This window comes from Microbacterium sp. HM-570 (assembly GCF_054165885.1).
Genome location: NZ_CM135111.1, coordinates 1,666,470 through 1,683,966 on the forward strand (window position 1 = coordinate 1,666,470; position 17,497 = coordinate 1,683,966).

Consider the following 17,497-nt stretch of genomic DNA (forward strand, 5'->3'; position numbering starts at 1 on the left):
GCCGATCGGGAGATGCCCAATCCGCCTCCAAGCTACTTCAGTGCACCGACACCGTCAACGAACGGGGACCACGATGACCGAACCGCTCCGTGATGCGCGGGAGCGCGCGCAGTCGCAACTCCCCGCCGTACAGGTGCTCGTGGCCACCGGCTTCCAGCCCCTCTCCCCCGCCGAGTCCCTCGCCATGCGCGGAGGCAAGCGCCGCAACGTCGTGCTCGACGAGGTGCTCGAAGAACGCGTGCTCGCCCTCAACTCCGTGCGTCATCGCGGGCGCGACTATCCGCTCGACCCTTCCGGTGCCCGCGAAGCCATCCGCAAGCTCACCGACCCCGGCAACCTCTCCGACCTCAAGAAGGTCAACCAGAAGGTGTACGACGACCTCGTGCGGGGGGTCGCGATTTCACAGACCATCGACGGCGTCTCGGTCAGCCCGCAGGTCGCCTTCATCGACTGGACCGATCCGAGCCGAAACAGCTACCACGTCACCGTCGAGTACGCCGTCGAGCGCACAGGATCGACCACCACCGACCGACTCGACGTGGTCGCCTTCGTCAACGGCATCCCCTTCGTGGCCATCGAATGCAAGAAGCCCGACGAGGCGATCGCGACGGCCGACCGGCAGCTACTGCGCTACCAGCTGCCGAAAGAGATCCCCGGGTTCTTCCACTTCGCGCAGCTGCTCCTCGCGGGTAATGGCAGCGCGGCCCGATACGCCACGGTCGGAACTCCGAAAAAGTTCTGGACAACGTGGCGGCACCCCGACGCCGAGCCCGATACCGCCACAGAACAGGCCGCCCTCGAAGAGGCGACCAGCACGGCGCTCGACCCCGCAACGATGACCGCGCTTTTCGGCACCGCCGCACTCGAACTCGAGGGTCTCGCTGCCCGCACTCCCAGCGAGCAGGACGCGACGATCTTCGCTCTCGCCCGCCCCGAGCGTCTGCTCGAACTGGTACGCACGTTCACCGTGTTCGACGGCGGAACCCGCAAGGTCGCGCGACATCAGCAGTACTTCGCCGTGACCCGCGCGATCGAACAGGTCACCTCGGGCGCACCCGGCGCACGCCGACCCGGAGGTCTGATCTGGCACACCCAGGGCTCGGGCAAATCGCTCACCATGGTCATGCTCGCCAAGGCGCTCGAATATGAGTACACCCGCATCCCAAATGCCCGTGTGATTCTCGTGACCGACCGCGACGATCTCGACGTGCAGATTCGCGACACGTTCCGCTCGTGCGGACTCGACCCCGTCCGCGCCCGCAGCGGGCGTCACCTTGCTGAGCTGATCCGCGACCGCGCACCGCTCGTGACCACGATCGTCAACAAGTTCGAGAACGCCGCCAAGACGCTCGAGACGCTCGAAATCGAACCCGACCCCAACGTCTTCGTTCTCGTCGACGAGGGCCATCGCGGCCATTCAGCGCGCGCCGGCGACTTCGGTCAGTTCGCCAAAAAGATGCGACGTTCACTGCCCTCGGCAAATTTCATCGCCTTCACCGGCACCCCGTTGATGACAAGGGAGCGCAGCAGCTTCCGCACGTTCGGCGATCTCATTCATCGCTACACGATCGCGGACGCGAACGCCGACAAGGCGGTAGTCCCCCTGCTTTACGAAGGCCGCTACGTCGAGAAGCGCATCTCTGAGGCCGGCCTCGACTCATGGTTCGATCTGGTCAGCCGAGACCTGACAGCCGAGCAACGCCGCGACCTCAAGCGTCGCTTCTCGACCGAGAAGGCGCTCACCGCGACCGGGCAGGTGATCAGGGCCAAGGCCTTCGACATCTCGGAGCACTACCGCCGGCACTGGCAAGGCACGGGGCTCAAGGCGCAGCTGATCGCCCCCGACAAGGCAGCCGCCATCCGGTTCAAAGAAGTGCTGGACGAGATCGGTGACGTCAGCAGCGAAGTCGTCATCTCGGCACCCGGGAACGATACGGATGCCGAAGCGGGCGACCGCGAATCCCGCGAACTCGTCCAGCGATTCTGGGACGACACGATGGGCCGCTACGGCACCGAAACCGCCTACAACCAGCAGGTGATCGAGGCATTCAAGGGACCGGGGGAACCCGAGATCCTCATCGTCGTGTCGAAGCTCCTCACCGGCTTCGACGCCCCCCGCAATACCGTGCTTTACATCTGCCGGGCGCTGCGCGACCACACCCTGCTGCAAGCGATCGCGCGGGTGAATCGTCTCTACGACCCTCCGTCGTCCGACGCCCCGACGAAGGACTTCGGCGTCGTCATCGACTACGAAGGGCTGCTGCAAGAGCTTGATCAGGCGCTCGACAAGTACAGCGCGCTCGGCGACTTCGACCCGGCCGACATCGCGGGAGCGGTGGCAAGCGTGCGCGAAGAGATCGGCCGACTCGACGGGCGCTGGTCGGCGGTGTGGGCGATCTTCGATGGCACGCGTCGCGACGACCGAGAAGCACAGGAACAGCGCGTCGCCCCTGATGACATCCGTGACGAGTTCTACGCTCGGCTCAGCGCGTTCACCCGCACCCTACACATCGCTCTCTCGAGCGAGCTCATCGATGAGGTCGTTCCGGCAGAACGACTCGAGCGATACAAGACCGACTGGGCCTGGTTCGTCTCACTTCGCCGCGCTGCGCAGCATCGCTACAACGAACGCGTCGACCTCCGTGACTATGAACCCAAGATTCGCAAGCTGCTCGACGATCACGTCACCGCGCTCCCCCCGGTGGAGCACATCCCTCCGCTCGATCTGAGCGACCCCGCCGCGGTGAGCGCTGCCGCAGAAGAGGCGGGAGTATCGCCCGCAGCTCGCGCCGACCGGATAGCCCATGCAACGCGTCGCCGGATCTCTGAACAGATGGACGAAGACCCTGCCTTCTACGAACGTTTTTCGCGCATGCTGCAGGAGGCGATCGATGCGCACCGAGCTCATCGCCTCGATGAGCTCGCGTACCTCGCACATGTGCGTCAGGTGGCCGAGAGCGTCGCACGGGGGCGGGGGAACGAAAAGGCAGATCTGCCCGAGGCCGTGCGCGGCGACCCGCACGCGGCATCGGTCTTCGAAGCGATCGGCGGTCGGTTCGCGGAGGCCGTTGGCGGCCAGGCGCCTGCACCAGATGCCGTTGCCGCCGTCGCATCTGGCCTGATCGATATCGTCCAGTCACATCTTGTCGTCGGAATCTGGGATGGGAACTCCACCGCGCGTAACGATCTCGAAACCGCCATAGACATGTACCTGTGGGACGTCGTCGAAGCCGACATGGGGATGACGCTTACGGCTGACGATGAAGAAGCGATCCGGACAGACGTACTCCGGATCGCTCGCGCACGGTTCCCGTGAACTCGCTAACCGTCGTCTACGGCGACCAAGTCCTCACCGTCGAGGTCCGCAGGGCGGATCGCGCGACGCTCGACATCTCGGTATCGCCGGATGGGGATGTTCTCGTCATCGCACCGCTGGCCGCGGAGCTCGAGGCGATAGGAGCGCGGGTTCGCACACGCGCTCGGTGGATTCTGGAACAGCAACGCTACTTCGCTCAATTCCGGCCACGCACCCCAGCCCGACGATGGGTACCGGGCGAGACACACCGGTACCTCGGCCGCCAGTACCGCCTGCGCATCGGTGTTGGCGCGACATCAACTCAGCAAGTGCGTCGCGTCGGCGACTTTCTGCTCATGGACGGAATCGAATACGACGACACTGTCGGGATCGAACGCGTCGTGCGAGCGTGGTACCGCGCTCGCACTCGCGAGGTGATCACCCGCCGACTGCCCGACTGCGTCGCGTTGTTCCGTGCGCCAGTGGCGCCCGGAGAAGTGACAGTGCGCTCGATGACATCACGCTGGGCATCCATGTCATCGGCCGGACGGCTGACGGTGAATCCCGATCTCGTGCGCGCTCCGACGGACGCTATCGACTATGTCCTCGTTCATGAACTCGCTCATCGAATTGCGCCCGACCACGGCCCTCGCTTTGCGGCGTTGCTCGACGATGTCATGCCGGACCATCGCCTACGAAAGAACCGCCTCGAGCGCGCGGCCTCTTAGAGACGGGGTCAGGCGACGGAGCCCTCGAGGACTCGATCGTCCGAGACATCCGAAACACAGGTGAACGTCGCCCGATACGCGGTCGGGGTCGTCCCGAGCACCCGCGCGAAGTTCTGCCGCAGCACGGCGGCCGAACCGAAGCCGCACTCGTACGCGATGCGGTCGAGCGCGAGGTCTGTCGTCTCGAGCAGGCGCTGCGCATGGATGATGCGCTGCCGCGCGAGCCAGGCCGCGGGGGTGGTCCCCAGGTCGGCCTTGAACCGTCGCGCGAACGTCCGCGGCGACATGTGCGCGCGTGCCGCCAGGTCCTCGACCGCGAGGTCGCGCTGCAGGTTTGCGAGCATCCAGTCGGTCACCGGCGACAGCGAGAGAGAGGATGCCTCGGGCAGGGGCTGCGCGATGAACTGCGCCTGCCCGCCGTCGCGCTGCGGGGGCACGACCATTCGTCGGGCGATGATGTTCGTCAGTTCGGCGCCGAGTTCGATCCGCAAGAGGTGCAGACAGGCGTCCAGGCCCGCCGCGGTGCCTGCGCTCGTGATGATCCGGCCATCCTGCACGTAGAGCACGTCCGGATCGACCTCGATACGGGGGTACATCTCTGCCATCGTGTCGGCGTAGCGCCAATGAGTCGTGGCGCGGCCCCCATCGAGGACGCCGGACGCCGCAAGGACGAACGATCCGCTGCACACACTGAGCAGCCAGACGCCCCGACCGGCCGCACGACGCACGGTGTCTAGGACGCGCGGATCGATGCTGCCCCACGTCCGGCGTGGGACGGGGCACACGATGACGAGATCCGCCTCGTCCGCGAACGACAGGTCGGCTTCGACGTTGATCGTGAATCCGATGCTGGATGCGACCGCGCCCGGCTCGGGCGTCACCACGCGGAAGTCGAAGTTCGGCACTCCGTCGTCGGAACGATCGAGCCCGAAGGCTTCGCACGCGACGCCGAATTCGAACGGTGCGAATCCGTCTTGGACGATCACGGCAACTGTCTTCATGCGTGCTCCTCGATGAACCGGACCCGCTGGCAGGATTCATACGGTACACGGCTTTCCTGCCACTCGTGGCACTATCTCGACCGCCGTAGCTTTTCTGCCATGATCCTGTTCCTGGTTGTCGCAGCCCTATCCACCCTCGGCGTCACGGCGACGATCGTCGTCGTGCTCCGCGACGGCTACCGCCGAGTACCTGTCGACAGCTCGCGCCTGCCGTGACGCGCCAACCGCGCGACGCCGCGCCCGCGCGTCAGAGCGGCGGGGTCGCCGAGTACGCGTCGGTGATGCGCGCGACGTGGAGCACCGGGTTGAACTCGCGGGCCGCTTCGCGTGCGCGAGCGGATGCCTCGACCACCGGGCGGGGGTCGCGCACCAGTGTCGTCAGTAGCTGCGACATCGCTCGAACGTCGGGACCGGCCGCACGGATACCCGACAGCTCCGTACCCTCGGTCAGCGCGGGGTCGACGTAGAAGATCCCGCGCCTGGCCTCGAGCGCCTCGACGATGGTGACGGGCTGGTTGTCGAATCCGAACGACGTCAGGGCGATGAGATGGGCCGCACGCATCCGCTCCTGCGCCGCCTCTCGGGACAGGCGCCCGAGGAATCGCACCGGCGCGTCACCGACGCGCTGCTCCGCGGCTGCGCGCAACGGACCCTCGCCCACGATCTCGACCTCGAAGCTGCCGGGATTCACCACGGCGGCGGTCTGAACCACGGCGTCGATCCACTCGATCAGGCGCTTCTCAGGAACCAAGCGGCCGACCCAGAGGATGCGCAGCGGCGGGCCGGCCTCGGTCAGCGGCTCGCCCACGGGTCCGGGGGCAACGGCGTTCGGCACGACCCGCACCGCCCGGACCCCTGCGGCACGAAGCCGTTCGGCCTGGTGAGCTGAGGGCGAGACCACGATGTCCACCCGCAGGGCGAGCGACAGGGTCAGGTTGCGGAGCGCCGAATCGACGGGCGCCGGTGCGAGTTCGGCACGCGTTGTGGGAAATCCGCGCAGCCAGCGCCCGAAGGCACCGACCGTGGCAGCCAGGGCCCCTCCGAACCCGTCGGGCATATCCGCGCGCCAGAAGAACGTGTGCACGGTCTGGACGGTACGGATGCCTCGAGCCCGCGCAACCGAGACGGCGCCGGCCGACAGCCCGAACTCGGAGTGGACGTGCACGACATCGATGTCACGTTCCGCGAATCCATCCGCCAACCGCTCCCGCAGGCGTTGGGTGTTGCGGATCACGGGAAGCTGGACACCCGGCAGCGTCACCCGAGCTCGCACGGCGATCACGTCACCGCCCTCGTCCTGCCAGCGGCGAAGCGCTCCCCCGTCCGCCCGGCGCGATGCAGGAGCGACGATGACCACCTCGTGCCCTCGGTCACGCAGCAGCCGCGCCTCGTCCAGGAAAGCGCTCTGGGCGCCGCCGAGGTAATCGAGCGAATAGTCGCACACCAGCGCCACCCGACGCACCCCAACGGCCACGGGCTCGCCCTAGTCCTCGACCGGCTGGCCCCGGTACAGAGCCTCGAAGGTGCGCAGCGTCCGGTCGATGTCGTGGATGCGAACGCCCGCGAGCGAGGCCTCCTGCATCCGGCGCCGCTCCTCGGGTGCGGCCGTCAGCACCGTCGTGAGCTTCGCGGCCAGATCGGCGGACGACGCCGGGTCGAAGAGGTACCCGTTCTCGCCGTCGTGCACTAGGTGGGGCAGCGCCATGGCGTTGGCGGCGACGACGGGCAGACCCGAAGCCATCGCTTCCATCGTGGCGATCGACTGCAGCTCGGCCACCGAAGGCATGGCGAACACACTCGCGCGCGAGTACAGCGCCCGCAGCTCGTCTTCCTCGACGCGACCATGGAACGTCACGCGATCGGCGAGCCCGAGCCGTTCGGCGAGCTGCTCCAGATGCTTGCGCTGATCCCCGCCGCCGACGATGTCGACCTGCACATCGAGCGCGGGATCGAGGCCGACGACCGCCTCGAGAAGCAGATCGATCTGCTTCTCGCGGGTCAGCCGCCCGACGAACAGCACGCGGTTCCGTTCGCGCGGGGTGAGGTCGGGCCGATAGTTGGACGCGGCGATGCCACAGCTGATCGGCACGACCCCCGTGATGTCGATCGCAGCCTCGAGAAAGTTCGCGGCGTTGCGCGTCGGCGTCGTCACCGCCCGGGTCATCCGGAACGTGCGGTTGGCGTCCGCCCACGCCCACTTCACCAGCAACCGGTCCATCCACGCCGGCAGGGTCGTGTGGTCGAGGATGTTCTCGGGCATGACGTGGTTCGTCGCGACGACGGGGATGTCTCTCGCAACCGCTTCGCGGGTCAGGCCGCGGCCGATCAGGATGTGCGACTGGATGTGCACGACGTCCGGGCGCACGGAATCGAGGATCCGGCGCGAGTAGGGGCGCACGCGCCACGGCCAGACGAAACGCAGCCAGTCGTGCGGGGGCCAACGGACCGACGGTAGCCGGTGGACCGTCATGGGCTCACCCTCGATGATCTCGATCCCGGGTGCCTTGCGTCGATACGCCTGATTGGGGGCCACGATATGCACGTCATGGCCGCGCTGGACAAGACCCGCGGCGAGGCGTTCGCTGAAGCGGGCCGCCCCGTTGACGTCGGGGAAGAACGTGTCGCAACCCATCACGATGGTCAACGGACGCGCAGAAGCGTTCGCATCCCGGGCGGGCGCCGCTGAGGCGGACTCGCGAGGGCCGCCGTGGGTCTCGGGGGAGCTCACGGGATGCTGGGTGCCAATCTGTGCGGCGGAACGGGGTCGCACGGTCGGGTGCTGCGCGCGGCCCACTCTACCCGAGCGCCCTCGCAGACTCGGGGGCCACGCGCCGCGCCCGCGATCGTGCAGATGATCAGGCATCCGCCCTACTGTGGAGACATGGCAAGACTGCAGGCCGATGCCGATCCGAGCCGCTGGGTGGCGGTGACGGGATCGCTCGGCTGGCGTGGCCGCAGACACCGCAAAGCCGCGATCGGGATGCTCTTGTCACAGGCGAATCGCGCGATGGGCGCGGCCGAGCGCCCCGCGTCCGGCTTCGCGGCGTGGGCGATGAGCCAGGCCGCCCCGCTGCTGATGCGCCGCGCCGAGGGCCGGGTGCTCGTGTGGGTCTGGAAGACCGATCCCGAGCTCGTCGTCCTGTTGGCGCAGGTGCAGGAGGCGACGCCGCAACTACGTACGGCCCGCGCCATGATGCCGATGGAGTACGACGACACCGAATCGTTCCGCGGCACCTATCTCGGCATCGGCGAGAAGCTCGTGATGGATCTGCCGCCCGACGAGCGCACACCACCCTTCGCGACCTACACGTGGGACACCGGGACGCATTTCGTGACGGTCAACGCCGTGTGCAGCGACCGCACGCGATTCGGGACCGTGTTGCCCGCGGTCGACGAGGTGGCTCGAAGCATCCGGCTCGTCGATGACATGACGGTCGGTGAGGGCGCGCAGACGCTCCGGATCGATCCCGCCTGACCCCGCGCGACCGTTCTTCCTCGGGACGGATCATGGCGGAATCGCCCCCACCCCCTCCGACCGGTGGCACCCTGAGAGCATGGCGATCATGCCGATGTTTCCGCTCGAGTCGGTGCTCATGCCGGGTATGCCGCTGCCCCTGCGCCTCTTCGAGCCGCGCTATCTGACGATGTTCGCCGACATCATGGGCAGGGACATCGCGGGCGGGGATGCGGAGTTCGGTGTGGTGCTGATCGAGCGCGGAACCGAGGTCGGCGGCGGCGACCAGCGTTTCTCTATCGGGACGGTCGCGCACGTGCGGGCGTACTACGCCCTCGAGAGCTCGACCATGGTCGTCGCCGGCGGGGGTCGGCGCATCGAGGTCGTCCGCTGGCTCGATCACGACTACCCGCTGGCGGAGGTGCGGGATCTGCCGCCCCTGGAGTGGACGCCGGACCTCGCAGAGAGACACCGGCAGACCGAGCGCTGCGTCCGGAGATTGCTCGCGACGGCCTCCGAATACGTCGATGTGCCGTGGTCCGTCGACGAGGAACTGGCCGACGATCCCGTGACCGCGGCCTGGCAGCTTGCCGGGATGGCCCCGATCCAGACGATCGACCGGTACGCGCTGCTCGGATCGACGTCGCTGACCCAGCTCTTCGATCGGATCGAGGATGTCTGTGCCGAGGCGGAGGAACTGATCCGAATGACGGCGTCGCCACTCGAACTCGACGATTGAGCGTCCACCGGCTGCGCGCTCCCTGACGGCATGATGGGCTCATGAGCGCTGCCGATTCGACAAACGGTGCCCGCTGGGCCCCGCCCCCCTCGCGCGACAGGCAGGCTCAGGCGGGTCGGTCCGCACGTTCGCGCATCCCCCGCGCCGCACTTTCGACGCTCACGACGACGGGTCGCGATCCGCTCGGCATCCTGTCGGAGCAGAACGAACCCCGCGTTCCCGAACTGGTGCCGATTCGACGCGAACGGATGGCGGCGAGCCCCTTCGCCTTCTACCGGGGCGCGGCGGCGGTCATGGCGGCGGACCTGGCGCGCGACCCGCACTCGGGGATCCTGGTCGGCTCCTCGGGTGACGCACACGTGGCCAACTTCGGCTTCTACGCGAGCCCCCTCCGCACCCTCGTCTTCGACCTGAACGACTTCGACGAGGCCGCCTGGGCACCCTGGGAATGGGACGTCAAGCGGCTGGTCGCAAGCATCATCATCGCGGGGCAGGACACGGGCCGCGACGAAGCGGTCGTGCGGGCGACGGCTCTCGCGACCGTGAAGAGGTACGCCAAGTCCCTCTCGTCCGGGCGTCGGCACAGCCCCCTGCACCGCTACTACGAGCACTTCGATGCGTCCGCAGGGATCGACGCGATGGATCCCGTGTCGGCCAACGCCCTGCGTGCCGCCATCCGCGACGCCCAGAGGCGCACGTCCGAGCGCGCCGCCCGGCGCCTGACCGAGGTCATCGACGGGCGAGTGACCTTCGTCGAACAGACCCCGACGATGACGCACGTTTCGGACGAAATCGAAGAAGGACTGCACCGGGTCATCGCCGACTACCTGGCGTCCGCGAACGTCGATGTGCGCATGGTCGTGCAGCAGTACGTGGCATCCGACATGGCCCGCCGTGTCGTGGGCGTCGGCAGCGTCGGCACGCGGTGCTACCTGACGGCGTTCCAGGACGGCGACGGCAACGTCCTGCTCCTGCAGGCGAAGCAGGCCGGGCCGAGCGTCCTGGCCCAGTACGGCGGCATCCACCAGCCGACGAGCCTGACCCAGCACATCGACCTGAACGGCGAGGGCGCGCGCGTCGTGGCCATGCAACGCATCCTGCAGGCGGTGTCCGACCCGTTCCTCGGTCACCTGCGGGCGAACGGCAACGACTATTACGTGCGTCAGTTCCACGACATGAAGGGCGGCATCGACATCGAGACTCTCGAGGATCGCCCGTTCCGTCGCTACGCGCAGGCGTGCGCGATCGTGCTGGCCCGCGCGCACAGCCAGTCGCCCGCCGCTCCCGAGGTCGCCGGGTACATCGGCGGGGGCCGGGCCGTCGCCGAGGCGATCGTCGACTGGTCGTACGCCTACGCGGAGCTGTCCCGTAATGACCACGCGACCTTCGCCGCCCAGTCCTGAGGCCCGCCCAGCGCGCGAAACTTCAGCTATGTACTGAAAACCGCCACCAGCAAAGGTGACATAGGTGAAGTCTCGCGCCGCCCGCCAGGAGTCTTACGAGCCCAAGGGGGCGCGAGACCCGCGAAACTTCGGGTACCTCCGCTCCATGGGCCCCGTCTGGGCGCGCTCGCCTGAACGTGCGCGCGGCCGCCGTTGGCTCACCCCGCGACGATCTCGCGGATCTCCGCGCGGGTCGGAGCCGCATCAGCCGCACCCGGTCGCCCGACTGCCAGGGAGGCCGCGGCCGCGGCGGCGCTCAGCGCTTCGGATAGGTCGGCGCCGGCTGCGAGCCACGCGACGAGGGCTCCCGTGAACGTGTCGCCGGCTCCCGTCGTGTCGACGACCGTGGCGGGGTAGGCCGCCACGGTGTGGATGACCCGTCCCGCACGGGCGACGACCGCCCCGCGCGAACCGCGCGTGACGACGACCGTCCCTCCGGCTTGACTCAGCGCGATCGCGGCATCCTCTGCATCCGGCTCCCCGGACAGGAGGATAGCTTCACCCTCGTTGGGAACGAGGATGTCGGCCAGGGCGACCAGGTCAGCTAGGCCGGTGCGAGCTGGTGCCGGGGTCAGCACGGTCGTGATCCCTCGTTCGCGCGCGTAGGCGAGCGCCTCTCGAAGCAGCGCCGCCGGCCGCTCGAACTGGACGACGAGGTGCGACGAACCCGCGATCACTGCGCGATCCCGATCGTCGAAATCGTGCTGCGCGTTGGCTCCCGAGACGACGACGATGGCGTTCTCGCCGTCGTCGGTCACGGTGATCGCCGCGATACCGGTGGGATCCGCGATCGTCCGAAGCGCGACCGTATCGACGCCGTCACCCGCGAGGCGTGCGCGCAGGAGCTCTCCGAACGAGTCGTCCCCGACCGCGCCCACGAAAGCCACCTCGGCCCCGGCTCGCACTGCGGCGATCGCCTGGTTCAGCCCCTTCCCTCCGGCCCCTGCCTCGAAGGAGGTGCCGAAGATGGTCTCGCCCGGTCTGACGGCCCGCGGCTGACGGACGACGAGGTCCATGTTCGCGCTGCCGAGTACGGCGATTCTGCCCATTCCCTCAACCTCTCCGTGCGTCAGATGCGGACCGAGCCCAAGAGGCTCACCGTGATCCCGATCCGGTCGAACATCGCGGCCTTCGCGATCAGTGCCCTGTCCGCCGTGTCGGCGTCGGGGGCGTACACGACTTGCACGTGGTTGGCCTTATGACGGGCCATGAACTGATCGCGGGTGATGTCGTGCAGCACGACGTGCGCAATCGGCCATTCCGGATTCGTTGCGTACTTGCGGCGCTTCGTCTCATCCGCGGGCAGCTCGACCACGGTACCGCGGAAGATATCCACCTGCAGGATGCCGTCGGCGATGAATACTCTCGACAGGACGACCTCGCCAGGCTTGCTCACACCGTTGATCGTGGCCCCGCCTGCGGGGAAGAACACGTGACCCTGCCTCCAGCCCTCGGCCCTATCCCAGCCCCCCAGGTGCGAAGCCGGAACTGATCCCGATATCTCGTACACCCAGACGAACTGGCCATCGAAGTCCTCACCCCAGCGCACGTCGTGGAGCGTATTGTCGGGCACAAGTCCCATCGCCGTCCACACACGGTCAGTGATGAGCGCGTCGACAGCCACCCCCTCGTCAGCCTCGTTGAAGTGCGGGAACGCGCGACCGGCAAACAGTTCACGCTGACCGTCGCGCGAGAACACCGGCGGTCGTTCGGTCGAGTTCAGGATCCCCTCCGCCAGGTCAGAGGCCGGCGTCAGGTCCTTGAGCCCCTGCTGATACTGGATCCCGACGGCGTCAAGGCCGAAGTCGTCTGCGATGCGCAGCGCCCCGATGTACATCTTCAGCTGCCACTGCACCTGCTCGCGCACGAGCTCAGTCGCGGGGTCCTCGCCGAACATGAAGGTCATGCCGGCCGCGATCAGCCAGTCATATGCAGCATCCGCCTCGGCGTCCGTCACGGTCAGCATCTCGGCGTACAGCGCCGACTGTGAGAGCCGCTCTTTGTAGATGCCCGTCGAGTTCAGGATCTCGTCGTCGAAGATCGCGTTGTACATGCCCATACACCCCTCATCGAACACGCCGATGATGGCCTTGTCTGCGAGCAACTGATCGGCGAGCGCCTCGCCCAACGCCTTTTCGGGGCTCCCCGGGAGCACGGGCAGGTCGCGGACGTGCGAGGCGTCGTGGGTGATCGCACCGGTCTCTGTCCACTCGCGGATGCCTGACACGGACCACTCGTCCGAGAAGTCGACCGACCATATCGTCGAGTAGGGTTTGCCCATCTTGGTGAGTCCCGCGTTGAGGCCGAGCAAGCCCACGAGACCCGGCCATTCGCCCGAGAAATTCGCGACCGTCAGGATGGGACCGGCGTGCGTGCGCAGCCCCGCCAGGACGTGATGCGAGTACTGCCACACCGCCTCGGCAACGACGAGCGGCGCATCGGTCGGGATCTTCTTGAAGACCTCGAGCCCCATGCGCTGGCTCGAGATGAATCCGTGGCCCGTCTTCGGGTCGACCTCGTTTGCCCGGATGACGGTCCACCCGAGCCGCTCGAGCACGCCGGTCACGCCCGCTTCGAGCTCTACCTGCGTCGGCCATCCCGCCGTGTTCGCCGATTCTCGCAGGTCGCCGGACGAAATCAGGTACGCCGTCTTCGGCACGGATGCGGGGCGGGGCGCAGTCATGGGAAGTGCATAAGTCATGGGGGGCTCCTTCGAGAGATCGGGTCATTGCTGTCGGGCTGCAAGTGCATGGGCGACGTCTTTCGTCCCGGCATAGAGACAGAGATAGAGTGCGAAGAGCTCATCGTGCGACGCGGTGGTCCGGGTATCCGGGATGATCGCCTCCGCGACGGGGTTCCAGTTTTCGATTCGGATGGTGTCGGCTTCGGCAAGGGCGCAGGCGGCGAGGAAAGCGGCGCCTGAGCTTGCACCCACGGTCGTTCGCGACACTTCCTGGATGAGTCCGGCCATGTCCGATACCAGCTGCAACCAGAATCGCCTCTGGGTGCCCCCACCGACCGCGACAATGCGACGTATATCGGCATTCTCCGTCACCTTTCGCGCAATGTCCCCCGCCCAGAGGAGTTCGGGCCGCTCGATTCCCCGCGCGAACCGATCCCACCAGGATTCGTGCCACGCCCCGCGTTCGACGTCGTGCAGGGGCGAGCATTGCGACGCCGACTGATGGTCGAGCACGTAGTTCCCAGTGAGGCGAAACGCCCGCCACGAGGCCGGCATGAAGAACTGCCGAGCGCGCGCGTACGCCTCGGGCTCTTCTTCGCAGACCCACACGATCTTGGGGCCCGCTGCCTGTGTCGTGAGTGTCAAGCCTCCGACACGGCTGACCTCATCCACCCCCAGCTCCGCGGTCATCCGCCTTATCTGAGCCGTAGCGCGGGTGTCGACGCCGTAGAGAGCAGCAGGACGCACCGGCTCACCCGTCAGATCGGCGAGGAGAACACAGGAACCCATGCCACTCACTCCGACTGCGACGATCCCGACATCCCGTGGGTCCGTCAGCAACTGCCGTGACAGCTCGACGAATTCGTCCCACCAAATCCCGCCGTCCATCTCGACGTGCCCGGCGCGCGGACGCTCGACCGAATGCGCGACCGTTGCCGACGCAACGGTCCGCCCGCTCGAGTAGTCGACAAGAACTCCTTTGCTGCTCGACGTGCCGATGTCGAGCCCGAGCGTGCAGCGAGTGGCCATCGCTCAGACGTACGCAGTCAGCACGCGATCAAGCTCGGAGATGGCGGCTTGATCGGGCGCCGTGAGAGCCATGCGGCACGTGCCGTCGGCCACACCGAGAATGCGGTAAGCCGCCTTCATGCGGGCCATGTCACCGCCGATGACGGTACAGACATCGTCGACGTCCGCCTGGGCCCGCGCGAGCGCCTCTGGATCACCGGAGGCGGCGGCTGCCACGAGTGCGCGAAACGGAGCGGGGGTAACCGACGAAACGCCGGAGACGACTCCCTGAGCGCCAACCTGACCCGCGGCGACGAGATCCTTGTCGGCTCCCGTGTAAATCACGAAGTCCGCGGGCACTGCCGCGCGGTAGGCGGCGATGTCATCGAGTGAGAGCTCGCTGATCTTGGCGCCGACGACGGCCGGGAGGTCGGCAAGCCTGCGAAGCAGATCGGGGCTGACGGTATTGCCGCTGCGCGCAGGATAGATGTAGATATACAGCTGCCCGTTCCCCACGGCATCCGCGACCTGGCGGAAGTACTCGAACTGTGCCTCATCTGTCGAGGGCAGATAGTACGGCGTCAGCGCCGCGAACTCTCGAGCGCCGAGCGCCTGGGAAATCCGGACGCGGCGCACGGCCTCGAACGCACTCGGCTGGCCGACGTGCACGATGACACGCATCGATCCGCTGAGCTCGTCCAGTGCGAGGCCGATGATCGTTTCGAACTCGGCATCATCGATGGCGGGGAACTCCCCCGTCGTCCCGAGCACCAGCGCACCCTCGTTTCCCGAGCGCGCGACGTACCGGAATATGGAGCGGGTTCCATCTACGTCCAGCACGCCATCGGCGTGGAAGCTGGTAGGAACGGCGGTCACGATGTCTCGGCGGGTCACTTTTCGTCCTTCGGGGCGTCTGCCGGGTTCTCGACGGTCGAGGTCGGCGTGCGGTTGGGTCGGCGCATGAGCTCATCGAGCTCGGCCTGGGTGCGGATCGTGTCGGTGCGGGGGTCCGGCAGGTATTGGAGCGCTGCGTGCTTCTGCTCGATATCGTCGACGACCTCGTCTTCCAGAATCGAATCAGCGAGTGACGCGCGGCTTCCGGCGGGCCGGCGGGCGTTGCGGATGGCGGGAACCGCGATCGACAGCACGGCGAGCGCGAGCAGGACGAGCGCGATCGGGCTGAACACCTCGAAGAACGGACGCGTGGGCAGGATCGCGAGGGTTCTGGCGAAGTTCTCCTCCGCGAGGGGCCCGAGGAGAAGTCCGAGGACGACGGGTCCGGCGGGGACGGCCATCCGCTTCATGAGCAGCCCGATCACGCCGAAGACGAGCATGGTGACGACCGTCGACAGGCTGTTCGACGTCGCGAAGGTTCCGATGATGCAGAAGATCAGGATGCCGCTCCAGAGGTACGGGTGCGGCACGTCCAGAAGCTTCACCATGCCGCGCATGCGCACAAGGCTCAGCGCGAGCGAGAGCAGGGTCGCGATGAGCATGATCCCGGTGATCGAGACGACCAGGTCCGGCCGGTTGGCGAAGAGGTTCGGCCCCGGGGCGATGCCCCAGATGATCATCGACCCGATCATGACGGCCATCACGGAGTCGCCGGGGATCCCCAGCGCCATGGTCGTGGTCAGCGACCCGCCGAGGGTGGCACTCGAGGCCGTGTCGGACGCCGTGATGCCCTCGATCGATCCCTTGCCGAACATCTCGGGGTGCTTCGAGACCTTGCGGGCCCGTTCCCATCCGATGAGCCCGGCGATATCGCCGCCGGCCGCCGGCACGAGCCCGACCCCCAGGCCGACCGCGCCGCCGACGCCGAGCGCACGCCGGGTCTGCTTCAGCTCGGCGCGATTGGGCCACCAGCGGCCCAGACTCGAAACCGGCTTGATCTTGTTCTGGTGGTAGGTGAGCATCTGGTCGAACAGCTCGGCGATTCCGAACAGTCCGATGATGACGGCGATGAAGTTGAGACCTTCGACCAATTCGAGGATGCCGAAGGTGAAGCGCTGATCGGCCGTCGCCGAGTACGTGCCGACGGTGCCGAGCATGAGGCCGAACGCGCCGGCCAGGATTCCCTTGATCATCGACTTCGACGAGATGCCGATCATGATCGCGATGCCGAAGACGACGAGCGCGAACAGCTCAGGCGAGCGGAAGTAGTCGCGGGCGAAATTCGCGACGGGCACGGCTACCAGGGCGAAGAGCACGAGGGATGCCAGGATGCCGATCGCCGACACGATCGCCGAGATCGTCAGGGCGAGCCCTGCGCGGCCCTGCTTGGCCATCGGGTATCCGTCGAGCGTGGTGGCGATGGATGCGGGCGTGCCCGGCGTATTGATCAGGATGGACGGCACGCGGTCGCCGAAGTTCGCGGCGACATAGATCGTCAGCAGCACCGCCAAGCCCTGCACGGGCTCGAGCGTCAAGGTGAAGCCGGCCGCCAGCGCTATCGCCATCGTGGCCGTGATGCCCGGGAAGGCACCGACCATGAAGCCCAGCAGAAGACCGACGAGCATGTACAAGAGGACGGAGATGTCCAGCAGCGCGCTGATCCCATCGACCAAGGGGTTCATAGGGGGATCCTCAGGAGCATGCCGAACAGCACGTAGATGAACGCGGTGAGTGCGAGCGGATAGATGACCAGGCCGAGCCGCTTGCGCTGCCCGTAGACGAGCATGAGCACGAACAGGTAGACAGCGGTCACGATCGGGAAGAGCTCGAACCGGTAGCCGAAGGCGACGATGGATGACAAGGACCACACGAAGACGAACGCCGCGGTGATGGCGAAGGTGACGATGACGCGGACGACGCCGCCCGGGCGCCGGACCTCGAGGTCCTCCCGCGATGGCGCGGGGCGGGCGATCGCGATCACGAGCAGCACGACCGACATCGCCACGCCGAGGGTGCCGAGAAGAAGTGGCCAGGAGCGCGCATCGAGCTGGCCCGGGGCAGCCTCCAGGCGAAGCTCGATCCGCGTAGACAGGAACAGGTATGTCGCCGTGAACGCGAGGGCCACGATCGCCAGGGCGATCTCGAGCGAACGCGCGGGCCGTGCCCCGTCGTGGGTGATGGGCACGTCGGTGCCGTCAGTCGTGGACATCATCGTCTTCTCCGTGAAGGAACGGGGCGGGAAGGATGCCTTCC

Annotated in this window: 14 protein-coding genes; 5 read left to right on the plus strand and 9 right to left on the minus strand. The window is 67.2% G+C overall.

What is annotated here, in order from left to right:
- Positions 1-73: 73 nt before the first annotated feature.
- Together ACT9TC_RS07895 and ACT9TC_RS07900 are read left to right on the plus strand one after the other, a co-directional pair.
- On the plus strand, positions 74-3,316 hold the full coding sequence (locus ACT9TC_RS07895; RefSeq protein WP_458042814.1) for a type I restriction endonuclease subunit R: 3,243 nt from the start codon (positions 74-76) through the stop codon (positions 3,314-3,316).
- Positions 3,313-4,023, plus strand: coding sequence for a M48 family metallopeptidase (locus ACT9TC_RS07900; protein WP_458042815.1), 711 nt, complete (start codon positions 3,313-3,315; stop codon positions 4,021-4,023). Before ACT9TC_RS07895 ends, ACT9TC_RS07900 begins: the two co-directional genes overlap by 4 nt.
- A gap of 8 nt (positions 4,024-4,031) precedes the next feature.
- On the opposite strand, the gene ACT9TC_RS07905 is transcribed toward ACT9TC_RS07900, so the two are convergent.
- The 3 genes from ACT9TC_RS07905 to ACT9TC_RS07915 form a co-directional block, all read right to left on the minus strand.
- On the minus strand, positions 4,032-5,024 hold the full coding sequence (locus ACT9TC_RS07905) for a GlxA family transcriptional regulator (protein ID WP_458042816.1): 993 nt from the start codon (positions 5,022-5,024) through the stop codon (positions 4,032-4,034).
- Between the two features lie 247 nt (positions 5,025-5,271).
- On the minus strand, positions 5,272-6,498 hold the full coding sequence (locus tag ACT9TC_RS07910; RefSeq protein ID WP_458042817.1) for a glycosyltransferase: 1,227 nt from the start codon (positions 6,496-6,498) through the stop codon (positions 5,272-5,274).
- A 9-nt stretch (positions 6,499-6,507) separates the two neighbouring features.
- Positions 6,508-7,656, minus strand: a complete 1,149-nt coding sequence (locus ACT9TC_RS07915) for a glycosyltransferase (protein WP_458042896.1) — start codon at positions 7,654-7,656, stop codon at positions 6,508-6,510.
- A 249-nt stretch (positions 7,657-7,905) separates the two neighbouring features.
- Between ACT9TC_RS07915 and ACT9TC_RS07920 the strand changes: the two genes are divergently transcribed.
- From ACT9TC_RS07920 to ACT9TC_RS07930, 3 genes are all read left to right on the plus strand, one after another.
- Positions 7,906-8,499 (plus strand): hypothetical protein, encoded by a 594-nt coding sequence (locus ACT9TC_RS07920; RefSeq protein WP_458042818.1) that lies wholly within the window; start codon positions 7,906-7,908, stop codon positions 8,497-8,499.
- A 79-nt stretch (positions 8,500-8,578) separates the two neighbouring features.
- Complete coding sequence (locus ACT9TC_RS07925; protein WP_458042819.1) at positions 8,579-9,217, plus strand: LON peptidase substrate-binding domain-containing protein; 639 nt, start codon at positions 8,579-8,581, stop codon at positions 9,215-9,217.
- A 41-nt stretch (positions 9,218-9,258) separates the two neighbouring features.
- Entirely contained in the window at positions 9,259-10,620 is a 1,362-nt protein-coding gene (locus ACT9TC_RS07930; protein WP_458042820.1) for a DUF2252 domain-containing protein, read from the plus strand.
- A gap of 197 nt (positions 10,621-10,817) precedes the next feature.
- On the opposite strand, the gene ACT9TC_RS07935 is transcribed toward ACT9TC_RS07930, so the two are convergent.
- The 6 genes from ACT9TC_RS07935 to ACT9TC_RS07960 are packed head-to-tail and all read right to left on the minus strand — an operon-like array spanning position 10,818 to position 17,453.
- Positions 10,818-11,708 (minus strand): ribokinase, encoded by an 891-nt coding sequence (locus ACT9TC_RS07935; protein WP_458042821.1) that lies wholly within the window; start codon positions 11,706-11,708, stop codon positions 10,818-10,820.
- Positions 11,709-11,728: 20 nt separating this feature from the next.
- On the minus strand, positions 11,729-13,360 hold the full coding sequence (locus ACT9TC_RS07940; RefSeq protein WP_458042822.1) for a fucose isomerase: 1,632 nt from the start codon (positions 13,358-13,360) through the stop codon (positions 11,729-11,731).
- Between the two features lie 24 nt (positions 13,361-13,384).
- A complete protein-coding gene (locus tag ACT9TC_RS07945) occupies positions 13,385-14,371 on the minus strand; it encodes an FGGY family carbohydrate kinase (RefSeq protein ID WP_458042823.1) in 987 nt (328 codons plus the stop codon).
- Positions 14,372-14,374: 3 nt separating this feature from the next.
- A complete protein-coding gene (locus ACT9TC_RS07950; RefSeq protein WP_458042824.1) occupies positions 14,375-15,244 on the minus strand; it encodes a dihydrodipicolinate synthase family protein in 870 nt (289 codons plus the stop codon).
- Positions 15,241-16,926, minus strand: coding sequence for a tripartite tricarboxylate transporter permease (locus ACT9TC_RS07955; RefSeq protein WP_458042825.1), 1,686 nt, complete (start codon positions 16,924-16,926; stop codon positions 15,241-15,243). The genes ACT9TC_RS07950 and ACT9TC_RS07955 overlap by 4 nt, the downstream gene beginning before the upstream one ends.
- Positions 16,923-17,453 (minus strand): tripartite tricarboxylate transporter TctB family protein, encoded by a 531-nt coding sequence (locus tag ACT9TC_RS07960; RefSeq protein WP_458042826.1) that lies wholly within the window; start codon positions 17,451-17,453, stop codon positions 16,923-16,925. The genes ACT9TC_RS07955 and ACT9TC_RS07960 overlap by 4 nt, the downstream gene beginning before the upstream one ends.
- Between the last annotated feature and the right edge of the window lie 44 nt (positions 17,454-17,497).

Bases quoted from the DNA above. Each gene is read 5' to 3' on its own strand.
- ACT9TC_RS07940 (WP_458042822.1), bottom strand. From the start codon at position 13,360: ATGACTTATGCACTTCCCATGACTGCGCCCCGCCCCGCATCCGTGCCG.
- ACT9TC_RS07920 (WP_458042818.1), top strand. From the start codon at position 7,906: ATGGCAAGACTGCAGGCCGATGCCGATCCGAGCCGCTGGGTGGCGGTG.
- ACT9TC_RS07960 (WP_458042826.1), bottom strand. From the start codon at position 17,453: ATGTCCACGACTGACGGCACCGACGTGCCCATCACCCACGACGGGGCA.
- ACT9TC_RS07935 (WP_458042821.1), bottom strand. From the start codon at position 11,708: ATGGGCAGAATCGCCGTACTCGGCAGCGCGAACATGGACCTCGTCGTC.
- ACT9TC_RS07930 (WP_458042820.1), top strand. From the start codon at position 9,259: ATGAGCGCTGCCGATTCGACAAACGGTGCCCGCTGGGCCCCGCCCCCC.
- ACT9TC_RS07915 (WP_458042896.1), bottom strand. From the start codon at position 7,656: ATGGGTTGCGACACGTTCTTCCCCGACGTCAACGGGGCGGCCCGCTTC.
- ACT9TC_RS07895 (WP_458042814.1), top strand. From the start codon at position 74: ATGACCGAACCGCTCCGTGATGCGCGGGAGCGCGCGCAGTCGCAACTC.
- ACT9TC_RS07955 (WP_458042825.1), bottom strand. From the start codon at position 16,926: ATGAACCCCTTGGTCGATGGGATCAGCGCGCTGCTGGACATCTCCGTC.
- ACT9TC_RS07945 (WP_458042823.1), bottom strand. From the start codon at position 14,371: ATGGCCACTCGCTGCACGCTCGGGCTCGACATCGGCACGTCGAGCAGC.
- ACT9TC_RS07905 (WP_458042816.1), bottom strand. From the start codon at position 5,024: ATGAAGACAGTTGCCGTGATCGTCCAAGACGGATTCGCACCGTTCGAA.
- ACT9TC_RS07925 (WP_458042819.1), top strand. From the start codon at position 8,579: ATGGCGATCATGCCGATGTTTCCGCTCGAGTCGGTGCTCATGCCGGGT.